Origin of the sequence: Piscinibacter sp. HJYY11, assembly GCF_016735515.1 — a bacterium.
Taxonomy (GTDB): domain Bacteria; phylum Pseudomonadota; class Gammaproteobacteria; order Burkholderiales; family Burkholderiaceae_C; genus Rhizobacter.
This window is the reverse complement of sequence record NZ_JAERQZ010000001.1, coordinates 1,916,597-1,941,229: the sequence shown is the minus strand read 5'-3', so window position 1 is coordinate 1,941,229 and position 24,633 is coordinate 1,916,597. Positions and strand designations below refer to the sequence as shown.

The window sequence follows — 24,633 nt, the reverse complement described above, 5'->3', positions numbered from 1 at the left end:
TCAGACGCGGTTGGTCGACATGCCGGCGGTGCTGCGCAGGCGCTCGATGAGCTTGCCGGCGATCTGGTTCAGCGGCAGCACTTCGTGCGCTGCACCGGCATTGATCGCTTCGCGCGGCATGCCGAACACCACGCACGAGGCTTCGTCCTGCACGTAGTTGTAGCTGCCCGCGTCACGCATTTCCTTCATGGCGCGTGCGCCGTCGCCGCCCATGCCGGTGAGCATGATGCCCAGCGCGTTGGGGCCGACCACGCGCGCGGCCGAGCGGAACAGCACCTCGACCGAGGGCTTGTGGCGGTTGACCGGGTCGCCGTCCTGCACCCGGGCGATGTAGTTGGCGCCGCTGCGCTCCACGCTCAGGTGGAAGCCGCCGGGCGCGATGTAGGCATGGCCGGGCAGGATGCGCTCGCCATCGCGCGCTTCGGCGACGCGGATCTTGCACAGGCCGTCGAGGCGCGCCGCGTAGCTCCTGGTGAAGCCGGGCGGCATGTGCTGCGTGATCACGACGGCGGGACAGTCGGGCGGCAGGTTGATCAGGACTTCCTTGGTGGCTTCGGTGCCGCCGGTGGAGGCCCCGATGAAGATGATCTTCTCGGTCGACAGGCGGCCGAGCGGGCTCGTGTTCACCGCGGGGCGGGCCGGGGCGGGCGCGCCGGGCACGGCCGGCGCCGGCACCGGCGCCTTGCGGATGTGGGCCTTGCTGGCGATGCGCACCTTGTCGGTGATGTCTTCGGCGAGCAGCCGCAGGCCGTCGGCCACACCGATCTTGGGCTTGGCGACGAAGTCGATCGCGCCGAGCTCCAGGGCCTTCAGCGTGACGTCGGCGCCGCGCTCGGTCAGCGTGGAGACCATCACCACCGGCATCGGCCGCAGGCGCATCAGCTTGGAGAGGAAGTCGATGCCGTCCATGCGCGGCATCTCGACGTCGAGCGTGATGACGTCGGGGTTGAGGTTGCGGATCATCTCGCGGGCGACCAGAGGGTCGGCGGCCGCACCGATGCATTCCATGTCGGACTGGCGGTTGATGATCTCGGCAAGCAGGCTGCGCACCAGAGCCGAGTCGTCCACCACGATCACACGCGTCTTCGGCATGTTGTTGTTCTCCCTTGTCCCCGTCAGAACAGATCGACCGAGCCGCCGCCGGTGGAGGCCGGCACGGCCTTCTGCGCCGCGGCGCGGTCCTGCGCGATCAGCGCGTCGGTGTTGGTGGGTGCCAGGCGCTTGACCATCGCCTTGCCGCTGCCCGGCAGGAAGCAGACCTTGCGCGGGTAGACGTCGAGCACGTCCTTCGAGACGATGGGGATGCGCTCGGTCTTCAGGTAGTCCATCACGAAGTTGGTGTTGCGCTCGCCGACGTTCATCGTCGTCATGCCGCTCACCACCTGGCCACCACCGAAGATCTTGGCTTCCATGGTCATGCGGTTGGCGCCGCGCTTCATCATCTCGTTGATGAGCAGTTCCATCGCATACGAGCCGTAGCGGCCCGAGTCGCCGGCACCGTCGGGCAGCATGAAGTGGTTCATGCCACCGACCTTGGCGTTGCGGTCGTAGATGCACGCGGCGATGCACGAGCCGAGCGTGGTCATGATCAGCATGTCTTCGTTGTGCACGAAGTACTCGCCGGGCAGGATCTTGACCGCGTCGTTCTTGAAGTGCGCGTCGTAGAAGAAGAACGAAGCCTCGCCGGGCTTGCGGGGCTGCGACTTCAGCCGCTCCAGGCGTGAGCCCGGCGCGGGGTGGGTGGAAGAGATCAAGGCCATGATGTCCCGATATCGGTGTGCGTCTGAGTGGGCTTGAGTGAGGGCGTCACACGCGCTCGTAGACGGTCTTGCCGCGCAGGCGGAAGAGGTCCTTCGATTCGGTGAAGTTCTCGGAATGGCCCACGAACAGCAGGCTCTTGGGTTTCATCACGCCGTGGATGCGCTCGAGCACCTTGCGCTGCGTGGGCGCATCGAAATAGATCATCACGTTGCGGCAGAAGACGATGTCGAAGGGCTCGCCGAGCTGCCAGCGCGCTTCCATCAGGTTGTGCGTGCGGAACTCGATCAGGCGGGCCAGCTCCGGCTTCACGCGGATCGAGCCGCTGTTGGCGCCCTTGCCGCGCAGGAAGTGGGCGCGCAGGCGCTCGGGCGAGAGGCCGCGCGCATCGGCGTTGTAGACACCGCGGCCGGCGGTGGCGAGCACCTTGGTGTCGATGTCGCTGGCCAGGATCTTCACCGAGCCGGCCGGCATGTTCTCCAGGCAGGTCATCGCGAGCGAGTAGGGCTCTTCACCGGTGGAGGCCGCGTTGCACCAGATGCGCACGCTCTGGCCGGCACGGGCCTTGAGTTCGGTCGCGAGCATCTGGAAGTGATGCTCCTCGCGGAAGAAGGAGGTGAGGTTGGTCGTGAGGCAGTTCACGAACTCCTGCCACTCGGGGTGAGAGGGCGCCAGGCCTTCGAGCGACTGCAGGTACTGGCTGAAGGAGCGCTGGCTCGTCTCGCGCAGGCGGCGCGACAGGCGGCTGTAGACCATGGCCTGCTTGCCGGCATGAAGGCTGATGCCGGCGTGCTGGTAGATCAGCTGCCGCACGCGGTCGAAGTCGGCGCTGCTGAAGGTGAACTCCTGGTCGGCGCGGTCGGCCAAGCCGACGGGAACGGCGTTGCGCAGGGCGGCGAGTTCGGCAGGGGAGGCGGCGGCGCTCATATCGGTGAAGCTTGTCCTGGTCGTGTGCATGCGCCGGAGGGTCGGCGAGCCCGGTTCTGCGGGTCTTATCGGCCTGAAGTCTGGGCGGCTTGAGCGCCTGGAAAGGTCCAAGTTGGCACGGCTTCACCCCGTATCTCCCCCTTGGCCGCCCGTGAGGGCGCAGTAGACTGCCCGACAACCCTTAGTACAACGTGGCTTCCACCCCTGCAACCCCGGAGCACTCCCAGCTGAAGCTGGGAGCGGCGTTGCAGTTGCTGTCTCAATCGGGGCATGTGCTGCCCGAGCGGGATGAAGTGGGCCAGGCCGCCTGGCTTCAGGCGGTGATCGATGCGCTGTGCAACCTGTCGAGCCGCGACCCGCTGACGGGCCTGGCGAATCGCCGGCAGTTCGAGCTGGCACTCGCCCGCGAGATCGACCGCGTGGCGCGAGCCGGCGAGCCGGCACTGGTGCTGATTGCCGACATCGACCGCTTCAAGGCGGTGAACGACACCCACGGCCACGCCGCCGGCGACCTGGTCATCCAGTCGGTCGCCCAGTCGCTCAACGAATGTGTGCGCCCGATGGACACGGTGGCGCGCCTGGGCGGCGAAGAGTTCGCGATCATCCTGCCCAACTGCCCGCCGGCCTTCGGCCAGACGGTGGCCGAGCGCATCCGCGGCAAGGTGGAGCGCAAGCCGGTGGCCATCGGGCTGACCGAGTCGATCAACATCACCATCAGCCTGGGCGGTGCCTTTGCGCCGCAGTGGGTGCGCTCCTCGGCACCGCTGTGGATCGAGCGTGCCGACCAGCAGCTCTACCGCGCCAAGACCGAGGGTCGCAACCGGGCCTGCCTCGAAATGCCTCCAGTCTCGCTGGTCACGGCCGAAGAAAAGGGGCTGCTGTTCGGTGTGTCTCAGTTCCAGGACATCGAATAACAACACCACCCCATGAACACCCCCGCATCGCAACCCACCGCTGCCCCGGCCTCCGGGCGTGGGGCACGCATCCTGGCCGTGACGAGCGGCAAGGGCGGCGTGGGCAAGACCTTCGTGTCGGCCAACCTGGCCGCTGCGCTGGCCCGCCGCGGCGAGCGGGTGCTGGTGCTCGACGCCGACCTGGGCCTGGCCAACCTCGACGTGGTGCTCAACCTGTTCCCGAAGATCACGCTGCACGACGTGTTCACCGGCAAGGCCAAGCTGGAAGACGCGATCCTGCCCGCGCCGGGCGGCTTCTCCGTGCTGCTGGCCGGCTCGGGCCTGGTCGAATATTCGCGGCTCACGACCGAGGTGCGTGACCAGCTGCTCAAGATCATCGAGACCGTGACGCCGCGCTACGACCGGGTGCTGCTCGACACCGGCGCCGGCATCTCCGACGTGGTGCTCTTTGCGGTGTCGCTCGCGACCGACGTGCTCGTGGTCGCCACCCCCGAGCCGACCTCGCTCACCGATGCCTACGCCACGGTGAAGGTGCTCGCCACGCAGCAGCAGCGCACCCACATCTCGCTCATCGTCAACCAGGTGGGCAAGGCGGGGGAAGGCCGTGTGATCCGCGGCCAGCTGCAGCAGGTGGTCGACCGCTTCGTGTCGCCCAGCCTGCCTGAAGGCAAGGGCCCGGTGAAGCTCGACCTGCTGGGGGAGATTCCCACCGACAAGTCGGTGCGCGAGGCGGTGCAGAAGCGCCAGCTGCTGCTCGAGATCCTGCCGGGGTGCGACGCCGCCAAGGGCATCGCCGCCATCGCAGGCAAACTCTGCGATTCCTGATCTCCTGTCCCCGATTCCCGTGACCGAACACACCCAGACCGCCTACGAGCGGGTGGGCGGCGAAGCCGCCGTGCGAGCGCTCGTCGACCGCTTCTACGACCTGATGGACCTGGAGCCGGCCTACGCCGAGCTGCGCGCCCTGCACCCGACCACGACCGAAGGCTCGCGCGACAAGCTGTTCTGGTTCCTCTGCGGCTGGCTGGGCGGCCCGTCGCACTACACCGACCGCTTCGGCCACCCGATGCTGCGCGCACGGCACCTGCCGTTCGCCATCGGCATCAAGGTGCGCGACCAGTGGATGGCGTGCATGGTGCAGGCGATGCACGAACAGGGTTTCGACGACGCGCTGATTGCTCGCCTCAAGGAAGCCTTCTTCAAGACCGCCGACTGGATGCGAAATATCTAGCCCCCAGTCGCTGCGCTCCTGCCCCCAAGGGGCGTCGCCGGCTTGGGGCGGCCCGGCGCGTGAGCGTCGTCAGGCCGCCTTCAGCAGCACCACCAGCGCCCCGCTCCCACCCTCGGCCGGCCGCGCCTGCACGAAGGCCAGCACCTCGTTCTTCTGCACCAGCCAGCTGCGCACGCGTGCCTTCAGCACCGGCTCGCGGCCCGGCGAGCCCAGGCCCTTGCCGTGCACCACGCGCACGCAGCGCAGGCCCTGCTCGGCCGCGTCGCGGATGAAGGCATTGAGCTTCACCCGCGCCGGGTCGCGCCGCAGGCCGTGCAGGTCGATCTGCCCCTGGATGGCCCAGCCGCCGCGGCGCAGCTTGCGCACCACGTCGAGGCCGATCTCGGGGCGGCGGAAGGAGAGCGTCTCGTCCGTTTCGAGCAGCGTGTCGACGTTGAACTCATCCGACAGCGATTCGCGCAGCGCTTCGCGCTCGTCACGTTGCCGCTGGCGGGGCTCGGGCGAGGGCAGGGCGCGCGCCTGGCGGGCCCGGCCGGTGGGGCGCAGCGGCTGCACGGGGCCGACGGTGATGGCGAAAAGCTCGCGCTCGCGCTTTTCGCGGGCGGCGATCTCGCGTTCGAGGGCTTGTTGTCGCTCGGCCTCGCGGCGGGCCTCGTCGAGGGCTGTCTTGAGCTCCGACAGCGAGTGCAGGCCGCGCGGGGCGAGAGAGGTGCGGCGGGTGCTCATGCGGGCCACTTTAGCGCCCGCGGGCGGGGCTATCGGCGGCCCGGGTATGTGGCGAGCAAAGCGCCTGCGTCGTGCGGGTACTGCAGCGACGGCAGGGTGTCGGCGAAGCCATCGAAGGGCTCGCCACGCTTGGCGGCCACACCGGCGTCCTGGCGTGCCTGCGCTGCATTCGCTGCAGGGCTGGTCGGCGCGGCGACCAGGCTATGGCGGGCGACATGGCGGGCCAGCTGCGAGCGTGCAGTGCCGAGGTCGAGTTGCAACTGCGCGATTTGGCGCTTGGCCTGCTCGATGTGCTGGCCGGCTGTCTGCATCTGCTGCGCATGTCGGGCGCGCTGCTTGGTGAGGCCGTCGAGGTAACGCGAGCGAAGCAAGACCCACTGGGCGAAGGTGATCAGCACGAGCACCACGCCCGAGGCCCAGAGAACGGTATTCGTGTTCATGTCCCACTCCGTCGAACAACGTGTCTTCACTGTAGAAGTCGCGTTAGCCAGGGGAAAGGACGCATGTCACGGTTACACGGACTCGCTGCAGGCCGTCCCATGAACGGGGGACGCGGCCCTGAATCGGTCAGATCAGGCCACGCTCGGCGAACGAGACCACCTCCGCCTGGCTGACCACCAGGTGGTCGAGCACGCGCACGTCGATGATCGCCAGGGCCTTGCCCAGCGTCTGCGTGAGAAATTCATCGGCGCGGGAGGGTTCGGCCGCACCCGAGGGGTGGTTGTGGGCCAGCAGCACGGCGGCGGCGCCGAGGTCGAGCGCTCGCTTCAGCACTTCACGTGGGTACACGCTCGTCTGCGTGAGCGTGCCGCGGAACATCTCTTCCGCGCGGATGAGCCGGTTCTGCGCGTCGAGGAAGAGCACCACGAAGACCTCGTGCGGCTTGCCGCCGATCTGCAGCCGCAAGTAGTCCTTCACCTTCGTGGGCGAGTCGAAGACCGGGCGCTGCATCAGCTCTTGCGACAAGGAACGTCGCGCGAGCTCCAGCACGGCGCTCATCTCGGCGCGCTTGGCGGGGCCCAGGCCCTTGATGCGCTTGAGGTCCGCCGGTTCGGCCTGCAGCAGGCCGGAGAGGCCGCCGAATTCGGTGAGCATCTGCTGCGCCAGTTGCAGCACCGAAAGGCCCTTGACGCCGGTGCGCAGCAGCAGGGCGATGAGTTCGGCGTCGGCCAGGGCGTCGGGGCCGCGGGCCAGCAGCTTTTCGCGCGGCCGGGCGTCCGGCGGAAGGTCTTTCAGAGCCATGTGGGGGTGCCAACTAAAATTCGCGGCAGTCTATTCGTACTCCCCCACACATTCCCTCGCCATTCCGGGGGGCCGTCACCGTGAACCCAGCATCCCAAACTGTTCAGCAGGGCTCCTTCCTGACCCTGCACTACCGCCTCAGCGGGCCCGACGGCGCCGACGTCATCAACACCTTCAACGACAAGCCGGCGACGCTGTCGCTCGGCTCGGGCCAGCTCGCGCCGGCGATGGAAGCGAAGCTGCTGGGCCTGCCCGAGGGCACGCGCACCTCGTTCCAGCTGGCCCCGGGAGAAGCCTTCGGCGAGCGCAACCCCGAGATGCTGCAGCGGGTGAAGCTTTCGCTGATGCACGAGCTGGGCGACCCTGACGAGCGCTACAGCGTGGGCGACGTGGTGCAGTTCCCCACGCCCGATGGGCAGGGGAGCTATGCCGGCGTGGTGCGCGACGTGGGGCCCGACTGGCTGCTCTTCGACTTCAACCACCCGCTCGCCGGCCAGCCGGTCACCTTCGAAGTCCAACTGATCGGGGTGCTGTGATGCTGGACGAAGTGCTGCTGGCCGAGCCGCGTGGCTTCTGTGCGGGGGTGGACCGGGCGATCGAGATCGTCGAGCGCGCCATCGCCAAGTTCGGCGCGCCGATCTACGTCCGCCACGAGATCGTGCACAACACCTACGTCGTCAACGACCTGAAGGCCAAGGGCGCGATCTTCATCGAGGACCTGGCCGAAGTGCCCAAGGGGGCCACCCTCGTCTTCAGCGCGCACGGCGTGTCGCAGGCGGTTCGGCGCGAGGCGCAGGAGCGCGGCTTCTCGATCTTCGATGCGACCTGCCCGCTCGTCACCAAGGTGCACGTGGAGGTTGCCAAGCTCCACAAGGAGGGCTACGACTTCATCATGATCGGCCACAAGGGCCACCCCGAGGTCGAAGGCACGATGGGGCAGCTCACCGAAGGCATCTACCTCGTCGAGGATGTGGATGACGTCGATCGTGTGCAGGTCGCGCAGAGCGACAAGCTGGCCGTGGTGACGCAGACCACGCTGTCGGTCGACGACGCGGCCGAGATCCTGGCCGCCGTGAAGCGCCGATTCCCCAGCGTGCGCGAGCCCAAGCAGCAGGACATCTGCTACGCCACGCAGAACCGGCAAGACGCGGTGAAGGTGCTGGCCCCGCAGGTCGACGTGCTGATCGTCGTGGGCAGCCCCACCAGCAGCAACAGCAACCGCCTTCGCGAGCTCGGCGAGCGCCTGGGTGCCGATGCCTACATGGTCGACCAGCCGGAAGACCTGAAGCCCGAGTGGTTCGACGGCAAGCGCCGCGTCGGCCTCACCGCGGGCGCCTCGGCGCCCGACATCCTCGTGCAGCAGGTGATCACCCGCCTGAAGGCGCTGGGGGCGGTGTCGGTGCGCAAGATGGACGGGGTCGAAGAGACTGTGCAGTTCCCGCTGCCGAAAGGTCTGAAGTAAGCCACTCCTAGAATCGCCCGACCATGCTTGACATCACCCTGCTCCGCAAAGACCTCGACCTCGTCGTCAGGACGCTCGAGAAGCGCAAGACGCCTCAGCCCTTCCTCGATGTCGAGCGCTTCCAGTCGCTGGAGACTGAGCGCAAGGCCATCCAGACGCGCACCGAAGACCTGCAGGCCAAGCGCAACAGCCTGTCGAAGCAGATCGGCATGCTCAAGGCGCAGAAGCAGGACACCAGCGCCCTGATGGCCGAAGTGGGTGGCCTGGCTGATGAACTCAAGGCCAGCGCCGACCGGCTGGAGGTGATCCAGGCCGAGCTGTCTCAGATGCTGATGAGCGTGCCCAACCTGCCGCACGAGAGCGTGCCGGTGGGCAACGACGAGCATGCGAACGTGGAGCTGCACCGCTGGGGCACGCCGAGGGCCTTCGACTTCCCGGTGAAGGACCACGTCGACCTCGGCGCCCCGCTGGGGCTCGATTTCGACACCGGCGCCAAGCTCTCGGGCTCGCGCTTCAGCTTCCTGCGCGGCCCGGTGGCGAGGCTGCACCGTGCGCTCGCGCAGTTCATGCTGGATGTTCAGACCAGCGAGCATGGCTACACCGAGTGCTACTCGCCCTACATCGTCAACCGCGAGGTGCTCGAAGGCACGGGCCAGCTGCCCAAGTTCCGCGAAGACATGTTCTGGGTCATGCGCGGTGGCGACGAAGACCAGCCGGAGCAGTACCTGATCTCCACCTCGGAGATCTCGCTCACCAACACCGTACGCGAGAGCGTGCTCGCCGAGAGCCAGCTGCCGATCAAGCTGACCGCGCACAGCCCGTGCTTCCGCTCGGAAGCCGGCAGCGCCGGGCGCGACACGCGCGGCATGATCCGCCAGCACCAGTTCGACAAGGTCGAGATGGTGCAGGTCGTGCACCCCGAGAAGAGCTACCAGACGCTGGAAGAGATGCGCGGCCATGCCGAGGCGATCCTGCAGAAGCTCGGCCTGCCGTACCGCGTTGTGACCCTGTGCACTGGCGACATGGGTTTCGGCTCGACCAAGACCTACGACCTCGAGGTGTGGCTGCCCGCGCAGAACACCTACCGCGAGATCAGCTCGGTGTCGAACTGCGAAGCCTTCCAGGCGCGCCGCATGCAGGCCCGCTTCAAGAACGCGCAGGGCAAGAACGAACTCGTGCACACGCTCAACGGCTCGGGCCTCGCGGTGGGGCGCACGCTCGTGGCCGTGCTCGAGAACAACCAGAACGCCGACGGTTCGATCACCGTGCCGGAAGTGCTGCGCCCGTACATGGGCGGGACCGCGGTCCTCAAGCCTTGAGCTAGAATCCTGGGCTTTCCGGCGAACGACCTGCCGGCACCAGTTCAGGAGAGGTGGCAGAGTGGTCGAATGTACCTGACTCGAAATCAGGCGTACCGCAAGGTACCGTGGGTTCGAATCCCACCCTCTCCGCCAGCTAGACACAAAACGGGCCTCACGGCCCGTTTTGCTTTTGCGCGTCGGCCCGGAGGGCTTCGATCGATTGGCCCGAGATCGATTGGCCTGAGAGATAGCTCGCCAGCCCCTTGATCTCGGCATCGGTGAGATGGCGCGTCACCTGGTTCATGAGGCCGGGTGTGGATTCGGTGCGCCAGCTGCTGCGCCAGTCGTGCAATTGCAGTTCGAGGTAGCGCGGGTCCTGTCCGGCGAGCAAGGGAACCTGCGGCTGCACGGGTGCCGTGCCGGCGCCGCCAGGGCCGTGGCAGGTCGCGCACGCCGTGATGCCCCGGGTGGCATCACCCTCCGAGAAGAGCCTGCGGGCAGGCGCAGGGTCGCCCGCCGTTTGCTCGGCGCGCATCGGCGCCAGGCTGGCGTAGTAGGCCGAAAGGTCTCGCAGGTCCTGGTCGTCGAGGTCGCGGGTGTTGAGCTGCATGACGTCGTGCTTTCGCTGCCCGCTGCGATATCGCTGCAACTGCATCAGCAGGTAGGACGCATGCTGGCCGGCGAGCTTGGCGAACCGCGCGTCGGCGTTGGTGTGCCCATCGCCCTGGCCTTGCGCGCCGTGGCATTCGTGGCAGCGCTCCGCCTCGGCCTTGAGGCGGCCGGCCTCCACGTTGCCGATGGGCGGCGACGCCGCCATCGCCGCAGCGAATGCCGCCACGGCCAGCACCAGCGTGCCGGAGCGTGCGGCGACGCGCATCGCCATGCTCATTCCTTCTTGTAGAAGGTGTGGCAGGTGCGGCAGGTGCGCGAAAGGTCTGTGGCGGCGTTGGTGGCGGCTTCGAAGTCGCTGCTGCCCGCCGACTGGATGATGGCCTGCGTGAGCGTGCGGCTCTTCTTCGACAGCTCGACCGCATTGGCCGCATCGCCGCGGGCGATGAAATGCGCTTCCACCTGGGTGAAGAGCCCGTCGAGCTCCTTCGCGTCGGCGAGCGTGGCACGGGCATCGCGTAGCGCGATGTTGGACGAGAGGCTCTTGTTGAGGTCCTCGATGGTCTGCATGAGCTCCATGCCGAGCTCGAGCGTGGCAGAAGAGACGGTGCCCGCCAGCATCAGCGTGGCGGCGAGAAAAGCGAAGGCCTTGTGCATGGGAGAAAGGAACAAGCAGCGGTCGGGGGCAGGCCCATCCCGCAAGACACGTACCAAGCCGCAAGCCGGTGCGATGGGCCGATCCGGTCGGCAGGTGTTGGCGCAGCAACAGCCTGCTGTTGCATTGCAGCGTTGCCTTGTCGATTGCGCAGCAGCCATCGGCACAGCGCTTGCCGGTCCAGTGCTCCATGCATGACGACGAAAGGAGCACACGATGACGAAGCACACCATCTGGGTCGTGGTGGCCGACGAGGCCATCGCCCGCATCCTCGAACGCAGCGACGACGGTGAGCTGGAGCCGGTCGAGGAGATGACCGACGCGGCCGCGCATGCCAAGGGCCAGGACCTGCGGCGCGACGCGGTGGGCCGGCGTGCCGCCTCGGCCAGCGGCGGACTGGCCACGCAGGGCAACGCCACGGCCTCGGCCGGGGCCGACGAGCGGCACCTCGAAGCCGACGGCTTTGCACGCCGTGTCGCGGCCTACCTCGAGACCGCGATGCATCGCAGCCTTTTCGACGAGCTGCGCCTGGTGGCGGCGCCACGCTTCCTCGGGCTGCTGCGCAAGCAACTCCATCCGGAAGTGGCCAAGCGGGTGAGCGACTCGCTCGACAAGGACCTGGTGCACATGGTCAACAGTGACATCACGGCTCGGCTTTTCCCGCCCCGCAGTGCCGGCGGGCAGGCAGCACGTCCGTGAAAGCGGCAGGCTCCGTCAGCAGCCGCGGTGCTGCGCTTGTAGGAGTTTTCCTCGACTTGCTGACAGGGGCCTTTTGCGCCGTTGCAATCGTTCGTACGCTTCACCCATGCACTGACGAACAGTGATCCTTCAACAGACAGCCACGCAGTACGGAGCCAGCCAATGCCCACCACCTCTACCCAGTCGCGCAAGTCCACCACCACCCGTTCGGCGGCCTCGCGCCAGCCCGACGCCATCAAGCTGCTCACGCGGGACCACAAGGACGTGAAGGCCTTGTTCAAGGAGTACGAGAAGCTCGTCAAGGCCGAGGCCGAGGAAAGCCAGAAGCAGGCCCTCGCCGAGCAGATCTGCGAGATGCTGACGGTGCACACCCAGATCGAGGAAGAGCTGGTGTACCCAGCCGCCTACGAGACCCTGGAAGACGAGGCCGACCTGGTCGACGAGGCGCAGGTCGAGCACGCGAGCGCCAAGGACCTGATCAAGCAGATCCGCACCATGCAACCGTCCGACGACCTGTACGACGCCAAGGTCACGGTGCTGGGCGAATACGTCGAGCACCACGTCAAGGAAGAAGAAAAGGAGATGTTCCCGAAGCTCAAGAAGACGGAACTCGACCTCAAGGAACTGGGCGCCTCGTTGCAGGCCCGCAAGAACGAGCTGATGGGCGAGGAAGCGCCCAAGGCTCACTGATCAACCCTCCAACCGAAAGGGGCCCGGCCATGAAAACCGCGCCTTCCCTCATCGCCACGGTGACCGCGGTGGGAGCCCTCGCCGCCGGCGGACTGCTGGCGTCCGAGGACCGCATGCTCTTCGAGCCACAGCAGGCCACGCTGGTCGGCCTGGTGGACGACGTCAGCGAAGCGCTGATCGACGAGCCGCCGGCCCCCCGCCACGCGGTCGAGCCGCGGCGTTCCGCTCACCGCGCCGGGTCGGGGGCGCTGGAGCGTCGATGAGCGAGGTGGAGCGCGCCGGGGGGCGCGGGGGCCACCCGGGGGCCATGCCGTCGACGACGAGCACGTCGTACGCGGCCACCCACTCGCCCCTGCTCACCGCCTTCGACCGTTTTGCCTCCAGCGTCACCCGCTGGGCGGGCACGCCCACGGCGTTCTGCGCCGCGCTGCTCGTGATCGCGGCGTGGGCGCTGACAGGCCCGCTCTTCGATTTCTCGGAAAACTGGCAGCTGGTCATCAACACCGGCACCACCATCGTGACCTTCCTGATGGTGTTCCTCATCCAGCAGAGCCAGAACAAGGACAGCGTGGCGATGCACCTGAAGCTCAACGAGCTGCTGGCGGCCAACCGCCAGGCCAGCAACCGCATGATCGGCATCGAAGACCTGGACGAGCAGGACCTGCGCGAGGTGGCGAGCTTCTACATGCGCCTGTCGCAGCGGGCCAAGGAAACCGGCCCCCTCAAGGAAGCCCACTCGATCGACGAGGAAGGCATGCCGACCGATGCGCCGGCACGCGAGCGGCAGGCCGCCTGAGGCTCAGGCCGGCGTGCGCACCTGGTCGCACACCTCGTTGACCAGCGCCTCCATCTCTTCCGGCTCGAAGGGCTTGAGCAAGGCCCGCACGTTGGGCCCGAACTGGCCCACCGCATCGCCGAACTCATAGCCCGAGCACAGCACGATGCGGCGGTTGGGCGCGTCGGCCAGCAGCTTGCGCGCAAAGTCGGTGCCCGACATGCCGGGCAGGCTCACGTCGGTGATGACGATGTCGGCTTCGCGCTCCGCCAGCAGCGCGAGCGCCTCTTCCGCGGTGGCACAGCACAGCACCTCCCGGCCCGGTGCTTCGAGCAGCATGCCGATGGTGTCGCGCAGGTCGTCGCTGTCTTCGACGTAGAGGATGGTCACCGCATTCACAAAAAAGGCTCCAGTTGGGTGTCGCGCAGTCTAAGCGCCGGTTTCGGGTCTGGCGATGCGAGCGATCCCTGCAGCAGCAGTCACCACGAGGGGTGTAGGCCCATTCCTACAGCATGTGTCGGGCTTGTCCGTCACTGGCAGTGCGTCGCCAAGCCCTACGCTGCGGTCACCCATCGTCCGCGCGCGCTGCGCCAGCGCGCGCCTGCCCCTGCTGAAAGCTCCTCCCATGAAAGTCATCGAAGACACGGCAATCGCCGTTCCTGCCGAACGCGAGATGGTCGTCCTGCTGAATGCGTTGACCCAGTTGCGCCGGGGTGATTCGAGCGCGCGCCTGCCCCTGCATTGGGAAGGCGTCGCCGGCCGTGTGGCCGACGTGTTCAACGACCTCGTCGACCAGAACGCGGCACTGGCCGCCGAGCTCGGCCGCCTGCGCCAGGTGGTGGGCAAGGAAGGCAAGCTCAAGCAGCGGGCGTCGCTGCCCGACGCGCGTGGCTTCTGGGGCGAGTCGGTCAACTGCATCAATGCGCTGATCGACGACCTGGTGCACCCCACCTCCGAAGTGGCGCGTGTGATCGGCGCGGTGGCGCAGGGCGACCTCTCCAAGAGCATGGCGCTCGAGGTGGAAGGTCGCGAACTCGAAGGCGAGTTCCTGCGCACCGCCAAGACCATCAACAAGATGGTCGACCAGCTTTCCAACTTCTCGGCCGAGGTGACGCGCGTGGCGCGCGAAGTGGGCACCGAAGGCAAGCTCGGTGGCCAGGCGAAGGTGAAGGGCGTGGCCGGCACCTGGAAGGACCTCACCGACTCGGTGAACTCCATGGCCGGCAACCTGACCGACCAGGTGCGCAACATCGCCGACGTGACCACCGCGGTGGCCAAGGGCGACCTCTCCAAGAAGATCGACGTGGACGTGAAGGGTGAGTTCCTCACGCTCAAGAACACCATCAACACCATGGTGGACCAGCTGCGAAGCTTCGCGTCGGAAGTGACGCGGGTGGCGCGCGAGGTGGGCACCGAGGGCATCCTGGGCGGCCAGGCGCGGGTGGAGGGTGTGTCGGGCACCTGGAAGGACCTGACCGACTCGGTGAACTCGATGGCCGGCAACCTGACCTCGCAGGTGCGCAACATCGCCGATGTGACCAAGGCCGTGGCGGCCGGTGACCTCTCAAAGAAGATCACCGTGGACGGCAAGGGCGAGATCCTGGAACTCAAGAGCACCGTCAACACGCTGGTGGACCAGCTGCGATCCTTCGCGGCGGAAGTGACCCGCGTGGCGCGCGAAGTGGGCACCGAAGGCAAGCTCGGCGGCCAGGCCGACGTGCAAGGCGTGGCCGGCACGTGGAAAGACCTGACCGAGTCGGTGAACTTCATGGCCGGCAACCTGACCTCTCAGGTGCGCAACATCGCCGACGTGACGAAGGCGGTGGCGGCCGGTGACCTCTCCAAGAAGATCACGGTGGACGTGAAGGGCGAGATCTCGGAACTGAAGACCACCATCAACACCATGGTGGACCAGCTGCGATCGTTCGCCGCCGAGGTGACGCGTGTGGCACGCGAGGTGGGCACCGAAGGCAAGCTCGGCGGCCAGGCCGACGTGCAGGGCGTGGCCGGCACCTGGAAGGACCTCACCGACTCGGTGAACTTCATGGCCGGCAACCTCACGTCCCAGGTGCGAAACATCGCCGACGTGACCAAGGCCGTGGCCGCAGGCGACCTCTCCAAGAAGATCACGGTGGACGTGAAGGGCGAGATCCTGGAGCTGAAGAACACCGTGAACACCATGGTGGACCAGCTCTCCTCCTTCGCCGCGGAAGTGACCCGCGTGGCCCGCGAGGTGGGCACCGAAGGCCGCCTCGGCGGCCAGGCGCAGGTGCGCGACGTGTCAGGCACCTGGAAGGACCTGACCGACTCGGTGAACTCCATGGCCGGCAACCTGACCTCTCAGGTGCGCAACATCGCCGACGTGACGAAGGCGGTGGCGGCAGGCGACCTGTCCAAGAAGATCACGGTGGACGTGAAGGGCGAGATCCTCGACCTCAAGGCCACCATCAACACCATGGTGGACCAGCTGCGAAGCTTCGCGGCCGAAGTGACCCGCGTGGCCCGCGAGGTGGGCACCGAAGGCAAGCTCGGCGGTCAGGCCGACGTGCAGGGCGTGGCCGGTACGTGGAAGGACCTGACCGAGTCGGTGAACTCCATGGCCGGCAACCTGACGAGCCAGGTGCGAAACATCGCGGAGGTGACGACCGCGGTGGCCGCCGGCGACCTGTCCAAGAAGATCACGGTGGACGTGAAGGGCGAGATCTCGGAGCTCAAGAACACCATCAACACCATGGTGGACCAGCTCTCCTCCTTCGCCGCGGAAGTGACCCGCGTGGCGCGCGAGGTGGGCACCGAGGGCAAGCTGGGCGGCCAGGCCGACGTGCAGGGCGTGGCCGGCACCTGGAAGGACCTGACCGAGTCGGTGAACTTCATGGCCGGCAACCTGACCTCGCAGGTGCGAAACATCGCCGACGTGACGAAGGCGGTGGCCGCCGGTGACCTCTCCAAGAAGATCACGGTGGACGTGAAGGGCGAGATTCTGGAGCTGAAGAACACCGTGAACACCATGGTGGACCAGCTCCGATCGTTTGCCGCGGAAGTGACCCGCGTGGCGCGCGAGGTGGGCACCGAAGGCAAGCTCGGCGGCCAGGCCGACGTGCAAGGCGTGGCCGGCACCTGGAAGGACTTGACCGAGTCGGTCAACTTCATGGCCGGCAACCTGACCTCCCAGGTGCGAAACATCGCCGAAGTGACGAAGGCGGTGGCGGCCGGCGACCTGTCCAAGAAGATCTCGGTCGACGTGAAGGGCGAGATCTCCGAGCTCAAGAACACCATCAACACCATGGTGGACCAGCTGCGAAGCTTCGCGGCCGAAGTGACGCGTGTGGCGCGTGAAGTGGGTACCGAAGGCAAGCTCGGCGGTCAGGCCGACGTGCAGGGCGTGGCCGGCACCTGGAAGGATCTGACCGACAGCGTGAACCTGATGGCTTCGAATCTCACGAGCCAGGTGCGCAACATTGCCGACGTGACGAAGGCGGTGGCAGCCGGTGACCTCTCGAAGAAGATCACGGTCGACGTGAAGGGCGAAATCCTCGAACTGAAGGCCACCATCAACACCATGGTGGACCAGCTCTCCTCCTTCGCGGCCGAAGTGACCCGCGTGGCGCGCGAGGTGGGCACCGAAGGCCGCCTCGGCGGTCAGGCACAGGTGCGCGACGTCTCCGGCACCTGGAAGGACCTGACCGAAAACGTGAACTTCATGGCCGGCAACCTGACCGGCCAGGTGCGCGGCATTGCGAAGGTGGTGACGGCCGTGGCCAACGGCGACCTGAAGCAGAAGCTGACGGTGGAGGCCAAGGGCGAGATCGCGGCTCTCGCCGAGACCATCAACTCGATGACCGACACGCTCGCCACCTTCGCCGACCAGGTGACCAGCGTGGCGCGTGAAGTGGGCGTGGAAGGCAAGCTCGGCGGCCAGGCCAAGGTGCCGGGCGCCGCGGGCACGTGGAAGGGCCTCACGGAAAACGTGAACCAGCTCGCCGCCAACCTCACCACCCAGGTGCGCGCGATCGCCGAGGTGGCGACCGCGGTGACGCAGGGTGACCTGACGCGGTCGATCACGGTGAAGGCGCAGGGCGAGGTGGCCGCGCTGAAGGACACCATCAACGAGATGATCCGCAACCTGAAGGACACCACGCAGAAGAACACCGAGCAGGACTGGCTGAAGACCAACCTCGCCAAGTTCAGCCGCATGCTGCAGGGCCAGAAGGACCTGCTCACCGTGGGCCAGCTGATCCTCTCGGAGCTGGCGCCGGTGGTGGGTGCGCAGCAGGCCGAGTTCTACGTGCTGACCAGCGCGGGCGGCGCCACCAAGTTGCGCCTCTTCGGCAGCTACGCCTCGGGCGGGCAGGACTCGCACGGCAAGGAGGTCGAGCTGGGCCAGGGCCTGGTCGGCCAGTGCGCGATCGAGAAACGCAAGATCCTGCTCACCAACGTGCCGAGCCAGGCCTTCCGCATCGCGACCGGCCTCTCGGAGGCCGCGGCGATGGACGTGCTGGTGCTGCCGATCGTGTTCGAAGGGGAGGTGCGCGGCGTGCTGGAGCTCGCGTCGCTGGAGCGCTTCAACCCGGCGCACCAGGCCTTCCTCGACCAGCTCACCGAATCCATCGGCATCGTGATCAACACGATCAGCGCCAACATGCGGACGGAAGACCTGCTGAAGCAGTCTCAGTCGCTCGCCGAGGAGCTGCAGAGCCGGCAGCAGGAATTGCAAACCACCAACGAGGAACTGCAGGAAAAGGCCCGACTGCTCGTCCACCAGAACCAGGAAGTGGAGCGCAAGAACGCCGAGGTGGAGCAGGCCCGCCAGGCGCTGGAAGAAAAGGCCGAGCAGCTGGCGCTGACGTCCAAGTACAAGTCGGAGTTCCTCGCCAACATGTCGCACGAGCTGCGCACGCCGCTCAACTCGCTGCTCATCCTCTCCGACCAGCTCTGCAAGAACGCCGAAGGCAACCTCACCAACAAGCAGGTGGAGTTCGCCAAGACCATCCACCTGTCGGGCAACGACCTGCTGGCGCTCATCAACGACATCCTCGACCTGTCGAAGATCGAGTCGGGCACGGTGGTGGTCGACGTCTCGGAGCTGCGGCTCGAAGACCTGCAGCGCAGCGTGGACCGCAGCTTCCGCCACGTGGCCGAGAGCAAGCACGTCGAGTTCGAGATCGCCGCCATCCCGCCGCTGCCCAAGACGGTGGTCACCGACGTCAAGCGCCTGCAGCAGATCATCAAGAACCTGCTGTCCAACGCCTTCAAGTTCACCCACCAGGGCTCGGTGCGGCTGTCGCTTGAGGTAGCGCACGGCGGCTGGTCGCGCGACAACGAAGACCTCAACCGCGCGAGCCAGGTGCTCGCCTTCTCGGTGACCGACACCGGCATCGGCATCTCGCCCGACAAGCAGCAGATCATCTTCGAGGCCTTCCAGCAGGCCGACGGCTCCACCAGCCGCAAGTACGGCGGCACGGGCCTGGGCCTGGCCATCAGCCGCGAGCTGGCCCGCCTGCTGGGCGGCGAGATCCGGCTCGTGAGCGCGCCAGCCCAGGGCAGCACCTTCACGCTCTACCTGCCGCAGAGCTACTCGCCGACGCGCAGCCCGCGCCACAGTCGCCCCTCGCAGATCGTGCACGACGTGGTGGCTCGCGACCTGCCGGCCCCGTCGTCTGACCTGGTCTTGCCGGCACCCCGTGTGGTGGTCGGCCCGCAACCGGCGAGCGACGACCTGCACGACCCCGAGGCCCAGGCCGCAGCCAACCCGGCGAACGACGACCGCAACGACATCCTGCTCGGCGACAAGGTGCTCCTGATCGTGGAGAACGACCTCGCCTTCGCGCAGGTGCTGCTGCAGGCCGCGCGGCGCGTGGGCTTCAAGGGCCTGGTGAGCACCAGCGGTGCGGCGGCGCTCGCGATGACGCGCGACTTCCAGCCCGCCGTCATGACGCTCGACATCTTCCTGCCCGACATGGAAGGCTGGCGCATCCTCGAACGACTGAAGTCTGACCTCGCCACGCGCCACATCCCGATCTGCGTCGTCTCAACGGATGACTCGCGCGAGCGTGCCCTCGGTGCCGGGGCGGTGGGCTTCCTGACCAAGCCGCTGCAGTCGGTCGACGAGGTGGAGCAGGCGCTCGGCCACCTCTACGAGTTCGCCGACCGGCGCAAGAAGCGGCTGATGGTGATGATGGCCGCCACGCCCACGCGAGACGCCTATCTCGACGCGCTCGATGCCGACACCGACGTCGTGCAGCCCGACAGCGCCGCCGCCGCGCGGGTGCAGATGCGCACCGGCAACATCGATTGCCTGGTCACCGATGGCAGCGTGCCCGAGTTCGGGCCCGAGGACGTGATCGAGGCGCTGGAGTCGCGGCCGCTCGCGCGGCAGATGCCCATCGTGCTGACGAGCACCGACCCCGCGGTCACGAGCGTCTGGGGTCGTGGCCACAGCGCCTTCGCGCTGCGCCGCGCGGCCTCGCTGGAGCACATGCTGGATGCGACGGCTTTCTTCCTGCACCGTGATGAAGCCGCGCTCACCGAGCAGGAGCGCCGTTCGGTGCATGCGGTGGCCGATGCCGACCGCACGCTCGAAGGCCGCAAGGTGCTGATCGTCGACGACGACATGCGCAATATCTTCGCGCTCGCCACCGTGCTCGACGCCCACGGCATGGTGATCGTCTCGGCCGAGAACGGCCGCGACGCGATCCGCCTGGTCGAGACCGATCCCGAGATCGACGCCGTGCTGATGGACATCATGATGCCGGAGATGGATGGCATGGAGACCATGCGGCGCATGCGCCAGCTCCCGCGCGGCAAGGACCTCCCGCTGATCGCGGTGACGGCCAAGGCGATGAAGGGCGACCGCGAGAAGTGCATCGATGCCGGCGCGTGGGACTACCTCTCCAAGCCGGTTGACACCGCGTACCTGCTGGTCGTGCTGAGGGGGTGGCTGTGCCGCTGACCCATTCAGCGCCGGGCGCGGCCGACGAGGTTGACGAGAAGGTCAACATCCTCATCGTCGACGACCTGCCCGAGAAGCTGCTCGTCTTCCGCACGGTGCTCGAAGAGCTCGGGCAGGAGCTCGTCTTCGTGCGCTCGGGGCGTGAAGCACTGCGGGAAGTCCTGCAGCGCGAGTTCGCCGTCATCCTGCTCGACGTCAACATGCCCGACATCGACGGCTTCGAGACGGCGGCGCTCATCCGACAGTACAAGCGCTCGGTCGACACGCCCATCATCTTCATCACCTCGTATGCCGACGAGATGCAGACCGAGCGCGGCTATGCGCTGGGGGCGGTTGACTACATCCTCTCGCCGGTGGTGCCGCACATCCTGCGCAGCAAGGTGCGGGTCTTCGTGCGGCTCTTCGCCCTGCAGCGCCAGCTGCGCCGCCAGGCCGATGCGCGCGCGGCGCTCGCCGCGGCCGAAGCGGCGCAGGCCGCCGCCGAAGACAGCGACCGGCGCTCCGCCTTCCTCGCCAGCGCCAGCCACGTGCTCAACAGCTCGCTGCAGACGGCCGTGAGCCGGCGTGACCTGGCCCGCCTGCTCGTGCCCACGGTGGCGACCATGGCGGTGGTGCTGGGCAGCGAAGACCTCGACAACCGGCCGGAGGTGGTGCTGGCCCGTGACGGCGAGGTGCGCGAGCTGCCCTGGACCTCGCTCGACGGCAGCGTGCGTGTCGCGCTGCGCCGTGCCATCCAGGACCGCACCCGTGTCGACCTCGACCAGATGCTTCTCGCCGCGCTGGAAGAAGCGGTGCACGACGGCCCGGGGGCCTCGTCCGGCGAGCGCAGCGCACGGCCGTGGCAGCGCGCGGCGGCCCTGCCGCTGATCAACGGCGACCGGCTGCTGGGGGCGCTCTTCGTCGCCAGCGACGGCAGCGACCACCTGGTCGACTGGCGGGTGCTCGACGACCTGGCCGCACGCGCTGCGATGGCGCTGGAGAACGCCACGCTCTATGGCAGCCTGCAAAGCGAGATCGTCGAGCGGCGCGCCGCCGAGATGGAGCTGCAGGAAGCCGGCCGCCGCAAGGACGAGTTCCTCGCAATGCTCTCGCACGAGCTGCGCAACCCGCTGGCGCCCATCCGCACCGCGCTGGAGGTGATCCGCCGTGTGGCGCCGCCCGACCCCAAGCTCAACCGCGCCTCCGACATCATGGTGCGCCAGGTGCAGCAGATGACGCGCCTGATCGACGAGCTGCTCGACGTGGCGCGCATCAGCCAGGGCAAGATCGTGCTCACGCGCGAGAAGGTCGACCTCAACGCGGTGATCGCGCACAGCGTCGAGACCGCACAGCCGCTCGTCGATGCGCGCGGCCAGACGCTGCAGGTCATGCCCCTGGCCGAGCCGGTGTGGCTGCAGGGCGACTTCGCGCGGCTGGCGCAGATCCTCTCGAACCTGCTCAACAACGCCTCCAAGTACAGCGAGCGCGGCACGGTGGTGCGCCTGCACGCGAGCCGCGACGGCGAAGGCGCGGTGATCCGCGTGCGCGACCAGGGCATCGGCATCGACCCGCAGCTGCTGCCGCGCATCTTCGACCTCTTCACCCAGGGCTCGCGCGGCCTCGACCGCTCGCAGGGCGGGCTGGGCGTGGGCTTGACGCTCGCGCGCCGCCTGACCGAGATGCACGGCGGCCGCCTGGAAGCGGCGAGCGAAGGCGTGGGCAAGGGCTCCGAATTCACCCTGCGCCTGCCCTGCGTGGGCCTGATCGCCAGCGGCGACCCAACACCCACGCAGCCCGAGCAGCCGGCGCCTCCCTCCTGCCGCGTGCTTGTGGTCGACGACAACCGCGACGCGGCGCAGAGCGTGGCGAGCTTCTTCGAGTTGAGCGGCCACGAGGTGCGCACCGCCGCCGATGGCGGCGAGGCGCTGGTGGCCGCCGAGCTCTTCGTCCCGGAGGTGGTGGTGCTCGACATCGGCCTGCCGGTGCTCGATGGCTACGAAGTGGCGCGCCGCCTGCGCCAGATGCCGGCGCTGAAGGATGCGCTGCTGCTGGCGCTCACCGGCTACGGGCAGCGCGAAGACCGGCAGAACGCCGAGGCGGCGGGCTTCAACCAGCACTTCGTGAAGCCGGCCGACCCGATGGCGCTGCTCACCTGCATCGACGGCTGGTTGCGGGACCGGCCCGCCACCCCCGCCGTGGAGCGCTCGAGCGCCTGAGCCCGGCTCAGGCGTCGACGCGCGTGCAGTCGCGGCCGTCGCGCTTGGCGCGGTAGAGCGCGCTGTCGGCGCGCTGCAGCAGCGCTTCTGGGGTCTCGCCCGGCCGGTAGGCGGCGATGCCGCAGGAGAAGGTCATCGAGAAGCCGGGGGCGACGCTGCTCCAGTCGGCTTCCTTCAGCGCGCCGCGCATGCGGTCGATCGGGACTTCGGCGGTGTCGAGTTCGGTGCTGGTCATCACCAGCAGGAACTCCTCGCCTCCATAGCGGCCGAAGCGGTCGGCCTTGCGGGTGAGGGCCGACAGCGTGCCGGCAAAGATCTTGAGCGTCTTGTCGCCGGCCAGGTGGCCCAGCTGGTCGTTGACGGCCTTGAAGCGGTCGAGGTCCATGATGGCCACGCACAGCGGCTGCTTGGAACGGTCGGCACGCTGCAGCTCGTCGCGCAGGGCGGCGAAGAGGCTGCGCCGGTTCATCACGCCAGTGAGCTCGTCGTGGTGGGCCAGCAGGTCCACCTTGGCGGTGAGCTCGGCCAGCTCGCGGCCGCGGGCCTTGAGGCGGCTCGTCATCTGCCGGTTGAAGCTGCCGATCAGCACGCAGCGCCACAGCGTGATCACGAAGAACGCGAAGCTGATGACCTGCTCGGCCGTGCTGGCGTTCGGGATGTGCAGCGGCGTGCCCACCACGGCCAGCACGCCGGCGGCGCTGGTCGCGGCGATCGCCCAGGCGATGAGCGAGCGCGTCACGTCGAGCGACAGGGTCAGCGTGCAGTACACGATGAACAGCAGCAGGGCGAACATGAAGCTCACCTCGGGCACGAAGGCCATGCAGGCCAGCTGCAGCACCTGCGCCGGGATGGTCTGCCCGACGGTGATGCCGCTGTCGCGGAAGCGCTGTGTAAAGCCTGAGGCGATCAGCGTGTAGGTCACCGCCGTGATCAGCAGCCCGCTGCCGGTGTAGGCGAGCACCGGGAGCCAGCCGATGGTGCCGGCAAAGTGGAAGGCCACCAGCACCAAGCCGTCGATCAGGTAGCTCACGAGGATGAGCCGCTGGTTGTTCAGGTGATGCGCATACCGGCGGTCGGGTTTGACGGCCCCTCGGCCGACGGGTACGTCGGCCGATCCCCCGAGGGGATGCGGGCCGGCTTGGGAGCGGCCCGGCGCTCGACCCGCGTCTGGGTGGGTGAGATCGCTCATGGGTCGGTCCTCACAGGGCGCGGCTGCAGTTGCGGCCGCTGCGCTTGGCTTCGTACAGCCCGAGGTCGGCGCGGCCGAGCAGCACTTCGACCGATTCGGTGCCGTTGTAGGTGGCGATGCCGGCGGAGAAGGTCACGCGCAGCTCGGGCGAGATGTCGCTCCAGTCGATCTTGGCCACCGCGGCCCGCACACGCTCGACGGCCTGCAGCGAGGCCTCGGTCGAGGTGTCGTTCAGGAGGATGAGGAATTCCTCGCCGCCGTAGCGGCCGAAGCGGTCGGTGGTGCGGGCGTGGCGCTGCACGGCGGTGGCGAAGCGGCGCAGCACCTCGTCGCCACAGAGGTGGCCGAGGGTGTCGTTCACCGCCTTGAAGTGGTCGAGGTCGAGCAGGGCCACGCTCACCGGCACGCCGGCGCGGTCGTGCCGGGCCAACTCCTCGCCGAGGAAGTGCAGCATGCGGCGGCGGTTGAGCGCGCCGGTCAGCTCGTCGTGGTGGGCCAGGCGCTCGATCTCGGCCAGCTTGGCCTGCATCTCGATGCCGCGATCGCGCAGCAGGCGGTTGTTGTGGGTGTTGATCACGCTCAGGAACACGCAGCGCCCGAGCGAGACCACGAAGAAGAGAAGCGACAGCCAACGCTCCAGCGGCGTGGCGCTCGGCACGGTGAGCGGCTTGCCCTGCCCGAAGGTGAGGGCGGCGAAGAGCACCACCACCACGACCAGCATCGTGTGGAGCCGGCGCTTAGGCATGCGGTAGGTCGCGGTGAGCATCAAGGTGAAGAGCACCAGCGCATAGGCAAAGGCGAGCTCCGGGAAGAGGGCGACGCCGAGCAGCGTGAGCGCCGCATTGCCGTCGGCCTGCACCCTCGACATGCTCGGGTCCTGCAGCTTCTCGCTCCTGCCGGTGGAGATGAGCCAGACACAGGCGGCCGACAGCAGCACGCCCGGCAGCCCGTAGCACACGCCCGCGCTCCAGTGCACCGTGCCGCTCAGCGCGAAGAGGCTCAGCAGCACGCCGTTGAGCACGTAGCTCGCGCCGATGACGGCGCACTCCACCGCCCACACCCGCTGGCGATTGCGGGCGTGTGCGTCGCCGTCGCTGTCGGCGCGGGGCTCGACGGCGGGTGCGGACGCAGCGGTGATGGCGGTGTTCGACATCGTTGTTCGATTGCAGCGGCGAGGGCGCCTGACGGGAGACTTCGTTTGCCTTATCGGCGGCCACTCACATCACTTGAGGGGTGGGTGTGCACTGCTGCACGGTTCACACATCTTTACCCCCCGGCCACCTGCACTTCACCCCCGGCGCCGACAGTGTG

At 67.8% G+C, this 24,633-nt stretch carries 23 protein-coding genes and 1 tRNA gene; 13 read left to right on the top strand and 11 right to left on the bottom strand.

The genetic code is table 11. The features are described 5' to 3' along the window. The 3 genes from JI745_RS08815 to JI745_RS08805 are packed head-to-tail and all read right to left on the bottom strand — an operon-like array spanning position 1 to position 2,685. A complete protein-coding gene (locus JI745_RS08815; protein WP_201805493.1) occupies positions 1-1,092 on the bottom strand; it encodes a chemotaxis response regulator protein-glutamate methylesterase in 1,092 nt (363 codons plus the stop codon). A gap of 23 nt (positions 1,093-1,115) precedes the next feature. Next, positions 1,116-1,760 (bottom strand): chemoreceptor glutamine deamidase CheD, encoded by a 645-nt coding sequence (cheD, locus tag JI745_RS08810; RefSeq protein ID WP_201805492.1) that lies wholly within the window; start codon positions 1,758-1,760, stop codon positions 1,116-1,118. 46 nt (positions 1,761-1,806) lie between these two features. Beyond that, entirely contained in the window at positions 1,807-2,685 is an 879-nt protein-coding gene (locus JI745_RS08805) for a CheR family methyltransferase (protein ID WP_201805491.1), read from the bottom strand. A gap of 191 nt (positions 2,686-2,876) precedes the next feature. On the opposite strand from JI745_RS08805, the gene JI745_RS08800 reads away from it, so the two are divergent. The 3 genes from JI745_RS08800 to JI745_RS08790 are packed head-to-tail and all read left to right on the top strand — an operon-like array spanning position 2,877 to position 4,830. Then, on the top strand, positions 2,877-3,599 hold the full coding sequence (locus JI745_RS08800; protein WP_310738547.1) for a GGDEF domain-containing protein: 723 nt from the start codon (positions 2,877-2,879) through the stop codon (positions 3,597-3,599). A 12-nt stretch (positions 3,600-3,611) separates the two neighbouring features. Further along, a complete protein-coding gene (locus tag JI745_RS08795; RefSeq protein ID WP_201805490.1) occupies positions 3,612-4,424 on the top strand; it encodes a MinD/ParA family protein in 813 nt (270 codons plus the stop codon). Between the two features lie 19 nt (positions 4,425-4,443). Beyond that, on the top strand, positions 4,444-4,830 hold the full coding sequence (locus JI745_RS08790) for a group II truncated hemoglobin (RefSeq protein WP_201805489.1): 387 nt from the start codon (positions 4,444-4,446) through the stop codon (positions 4,828-4,830). 69 nt (positions 4,831-4,899) lie between these two features. Here the strand turns inward: JI745_RS08790 and JI745_RS08785 are convergent, their stop codons facing one another. The 3 genes from JI745_RS08785 to radC form a co-directional block, all read right to left on the bottom strand. Further along, on the bottom strand, positions 4,900-5,556 hold the full coding sequence (locus tag JI745_RS08785; protein ID WP_201805488.1) for a Smr/MutS family protein: 657 nt from the start codon (positions 5,554-5,556) through the stop codon (positions 4,900-4,902). Positions 5,557-5,585: 29 nt separating this feature from the next. Continuing rightward, complete coding sequence (locus JI745_RS08780; protein ID WP_201805487.1) at positions 5,586-5,996, bottom strand: hypothetical protein; 411 nt, start codon at positions 5,994-5,996, stop codon at positions 5,586-5,588. A 127-nt stretch (positions 5,997-6,123) separates the two neighbouring features. Beyond that, the gene (gene radC, locus JI745_RS08775; protein ID WP_201805486.1) at positions 6,124-6,798 is read right to left on the bottom strand and encodes a DNA repair protein RadC; all 675 of its coding nucleotides are present in this window, start codon (positions 6,796-6,798) and stop codon (positions 6,124-6,126) included. An 80-nt stretch (positions 6,799-6,878) separates the two neighbouring features. Between radC and JI745_RS08770 the strand changes: the two genes are divergently transcribed. The 4 genes from JI745_RS08770 to JI745_RS08755 all read left to right on the top strand — a co-directional run bounded on the left by JI745_RS08770 (position 6,879) and on the right by JI745_RS08755 (position 9,714). Then, a complete protein-coding gene (locus JI745_RS08770) occupies positions 6,879-7,334 on the top strand; it encodes an FKBP-type peptidyl-prolyl cis-trans isomerase (RefSeq protein WP_201805485.1) in 456 nt (151 codons plus the stop codon). After that, on the top strand, positions 7,334-8,260 hold the full coding sequence (gene ispH / locus JI745_RS08765; protein WP_201805484.1) for a 4-hydroxy-3-methylbut-2-enyl diphosphate reductase: 927 nt from the start codon (positions 7,334-7,336) through the stop codon (positions 8,258-8,260). The genes JI745_RS08770 and ispH overlap by 1 nt, the downstream gene beginning before the upstream one ends. Before the next feature lie 23 nt (positions 8,261-8,283). Then, positions 8,284-9,579, top strand: a complete 1,296-nt coding sequence (serS, locus tag JI745_RS08760) for a serine--tRNA ligase (RefSeq protein ID WP_201805483.1) — start codon at positions 8,284-8,286, stop codon at positions 9,577-9,579. A 47-nt stretch (positions 9,580-9,626) separates the two neighbouring features. Continuing rightward, positions 9,627-9,714 (top strand) — tRNA-Ser (locus JI745_RS08755). A 19-nt stretch (positions 9,715-9,733) separates the two neighbouring features. On the opposite strand, the gene JI745_RS08750 is transcribed toward JI745_RS08755, so the two are convergent. Further along, positions 9,734-10,444 carry a c-type cytochrome gene (locus JI745_RS08750; RefSeq protein ID WP_201805482.1) on the bottom strand — a complete coding sequence of 237 codons (711 nt, stop codon included), beginning with the start codon at positions 10,442-10,444 and terminating at the stop codon, positions 9,734-9,736. Positions 10,445-10,446: 2 nt separating this feature from the next. Then, complete coding sequence (locus tag JI745_RS08745) at positions 10,447-10,827, bottom strand: hypothetical protein (protein WP_201805481.1); 381 nt, start codon at positions 10,825-10,827, stop codon at positions 10,447-10,449. Positions 10,828-11,041: 214 nt separating this feature from the next. Between JI745_RS08745 and JI745_RS08740 the strand changes: the two genes are divergently transcribed. The 4 genes from JI745_RS08740 (at position 11,042) to JI745_RS08725 (ending at position 13,010) form a co-directional block, all read left to right on the top strand. Further along, on the top strand, positions 11,042-11,524 hold the full coding sequence (locus JI745_RS08740; RefSeq protein WP_201805480.1) for a host attachment protein: 483 nt from the start codon (positions 11,042-11,044) through the stop codon (positions 11,522-11,524). A gap of 162 nt (positions 11,525-11,686) precedes the next feature. Continuing rightward, on the top strand, positions 11,687-12,214 hold the full coding sequence (locus JI745_RS08735; RefSeq protein ID WP_201805479.1) for a hemerythrin domain-containing protein: 528 nt from the start codon (positions 11,687-11,689) through the stop codon (positions 12,212-12,214). A 29-nt stretch (positions 12,215-12,243) separates the two neighbouring features. Continuing rightward, positions 12,244-12,477 (top strand): hypothetical protein, encoded by a 234-nt coding sequence (locus JI745_RS08730; RefSeq protein ID WP_201805477.1) that lies wholly within the window; start codon positions 12,244-12,246, stop codon positions 12,475-12,477. After that, a complete protein-coding gene (locus JI745_RS08725; protein ID WP_201805475.1) occupies positions 12,474-13,010 on the top strand; it encodes a low affinity iron permease family protein in 537 nt (178 codons plus the stop codon). Before JI745_RS08730 ends, JI745_RS08725 begins: the two co-directional genes overlap by 4 nt. Positions 13,011-13,013: 3 nt before the next feature. Here JI745_RS08725 and JI745_RS08720 read toward each other — a convergent pair whose 3' ends face one another. After that, positions 13,014-13,379, bottom strand: coding sequence for a response regulator (locus tag JI745_RS08720; protein WP_201812438.1), 366 nt, complete (start codon positions 13,377-13,379; stop codon positions 13,014-13,016). Between the two features lie 235 nt (positions 13,380-13,614). Between JI745_RS08720 and JI745_RS08715 the strand changes: the two genes are divergently transcribed. Further along, the gene (locus JI745_RS08715) at positions 13,615-19,938 is read left to right on the top strand and encodes a HAMP domain-containing protein (RefSeq protein WP_310738544.1); all 6,324 of its coding nucleotides are present in this window, start codon (positions 13,615-13,617) and stop codon (positions 19,936-19,938) included. Continuing rightward, a complete protein-coding gene (locus JI745_RS08710) occupies positions 19,929-22,133 on the top strand; it encodes a response regulator (protein WP_310738543.1) in 2,205 nt (734 codons plus the stop codon). Before JI745_RS08715 ends, JI745_RS08710 begins: the two co-directional genes overlap by 10 nt. A gap of 7 nt (positions 22,134-22,140) precedes the next feature. On the opposite strand, the gene JI745_RS08705 is transcribed toward JI745_RS08710, so the two are convergent. After that, the gene (locus JI745_RS08705; protein WP_201805473.1) at positions 22,141-23,322 is read right to left on the bottom strand and encodes a GGDEF domain-containing protein; all 1,182 of its coding nucleotides are present in this window, start codon (positions 23,320-23,322) and stop codon (positions 22,141-22,143) included. 10 nt (positions 23,323-23,332) lie between these two features. After that, positions 23,333-24,475, bottom strand: coding sequence for a diguanylate cyclase (locus JI745_RS08700; protein ID WP_201805471.1), 1,143 nt, complete (start codon positions 24,473-24,475; stop codon positions 23,333-23,335). Positions 24,476-24,633 lie beyond the last annotated feature (158 nt).

Excerpts from the sequence above, each read along its gene's own strand:
- JI745_RS08730 (WP_201805477.1), top strand. The coding sequence starts at position 12,244 with ATGAAAACCGCGCCTTCCCTCATCGCCACGGTGACCGCGGTGGGAGCC.
- cheD (WP_201805492.1), bottom strand. The coding sequence starts at position 1,760 with ATGGCCTTGATCTCTTCCACCCACCCCGCGCCGGGCTCACGCCTGGAG.
- JI745_RS08780 (WP_201805487.1), bottom strand. The coding sequence starts at position 5,996 with ATGAACACGAATACCGTTCTCTGGGCCTCGGGCGTGGTGCTCGTGCTG.
- serS (WP_201805483.1), top strand. The coding sequence starts at position 8,284 with ATGCTTGACATCACCCTGCTCCGCAAAGACCTCGACCTCGTCGTCAGG.
- JI745_RS08815 (WP_201805493.1), bottom strand. The coding sequence starts at position 1,092 with ATGCCGAAGACGCGTGTGATCGTGGTGGACGACTCGGCTCTGGTGCGC.
- JI745_RS08805 (WP_201805491.1), bottom strand. The coding sequence starts at position 2,685 with ATGAGCGCCGCCGCCTCCCCTGCCGAACTCGCCGCCCTGCGCAACGCC.
- JI745_RS08750 (WP_201805482.1), bottom strand. The coding sequence starts at position 10,444 with ATGGCGATGCGCGTCGCCGCACGCTCCGGCACGCTGGTGCTGGCCGTG.
- JI745_RS08725 (WP_201805475.1), top strand. The coding sequence starts at position 12,474 with ATGAGCGAGGTGGAGCGCGCCGGGGGGCGCGGGGGCCACCCGGGGGCC.
- radC (WP_201805486.1), bottom strand. The coding sequence starts at position 6,798 with ATGGCTCTGAAAGACCTTCCGCCGGACGCCCGGCCGCGCGAAAAGCTG.
- JI745_RS08715 (WP_310738544.1), top strand. The coding sequence starts at position 13,615 with ATGAAAGTCATCGAAGACACGGCAATCGCCGTTCCTGCCGAACGCGAG.
- JI745_RS08745 (WP_201805481.1), bottom strand. The coding sequence starts at position 10,827 with ATGCACAAGGCCTTCGCTTTTCTCGCCGCCACGCTGATGCTGGCGGGC.
- JI745_RS08785 (WP_201805488.1), bottom strand. The coding sequence starts at position 5,556 with ATGAGCACCCGCCGCACCTCTCTCGCCCCGCGCGGCCTGCACTCGCTG.
- JI745_RS08700 (WP_201805471.1), bottom strand. The coding sequence starts at position 24,475 with ATGTCGAACACCGCCATCACCGCTGCGTCCGCACCCGCCGTCGAGCCC.
- JI745_RS08740 (WP_201805480.1), top strand. The coding sequence starts at position 11,042 with ATGACGAAGCACACCATCTGGGTCGTGGTGGCCGACGAGGCCATCGCC.
- JI745_RS08735 (WP_201805479.1), top strand. The coding sequence starts at position 11,687 with ATGCCCACCACCTCTACCCAGTCGCGCAAGTCCACCACCACCCGTTCG.
- ispH (WP_201805484.1), top strand. The coding sequence starts at position 7,334 with ATGCTGGACGAAGTGCTGCTGGCCGAGCCGCGTGGCTTCTGTGCGGGG.
- JI745_RS08795 (WP_201805490.1), top strand. The coding sequence starts at position 3,612 with ATGAACACCCCCGCATCGCAACCCACCGCTGCCCCGGCCTCCGGGCGT.
- JI745_RS08705 (WP_201805473.1), bottom strand. The coding sequence starts at position 23,322 with ATGAGCGATCTCACCCACCCAGACGCGGGTCGAGCGCCGGGCCGCTCC.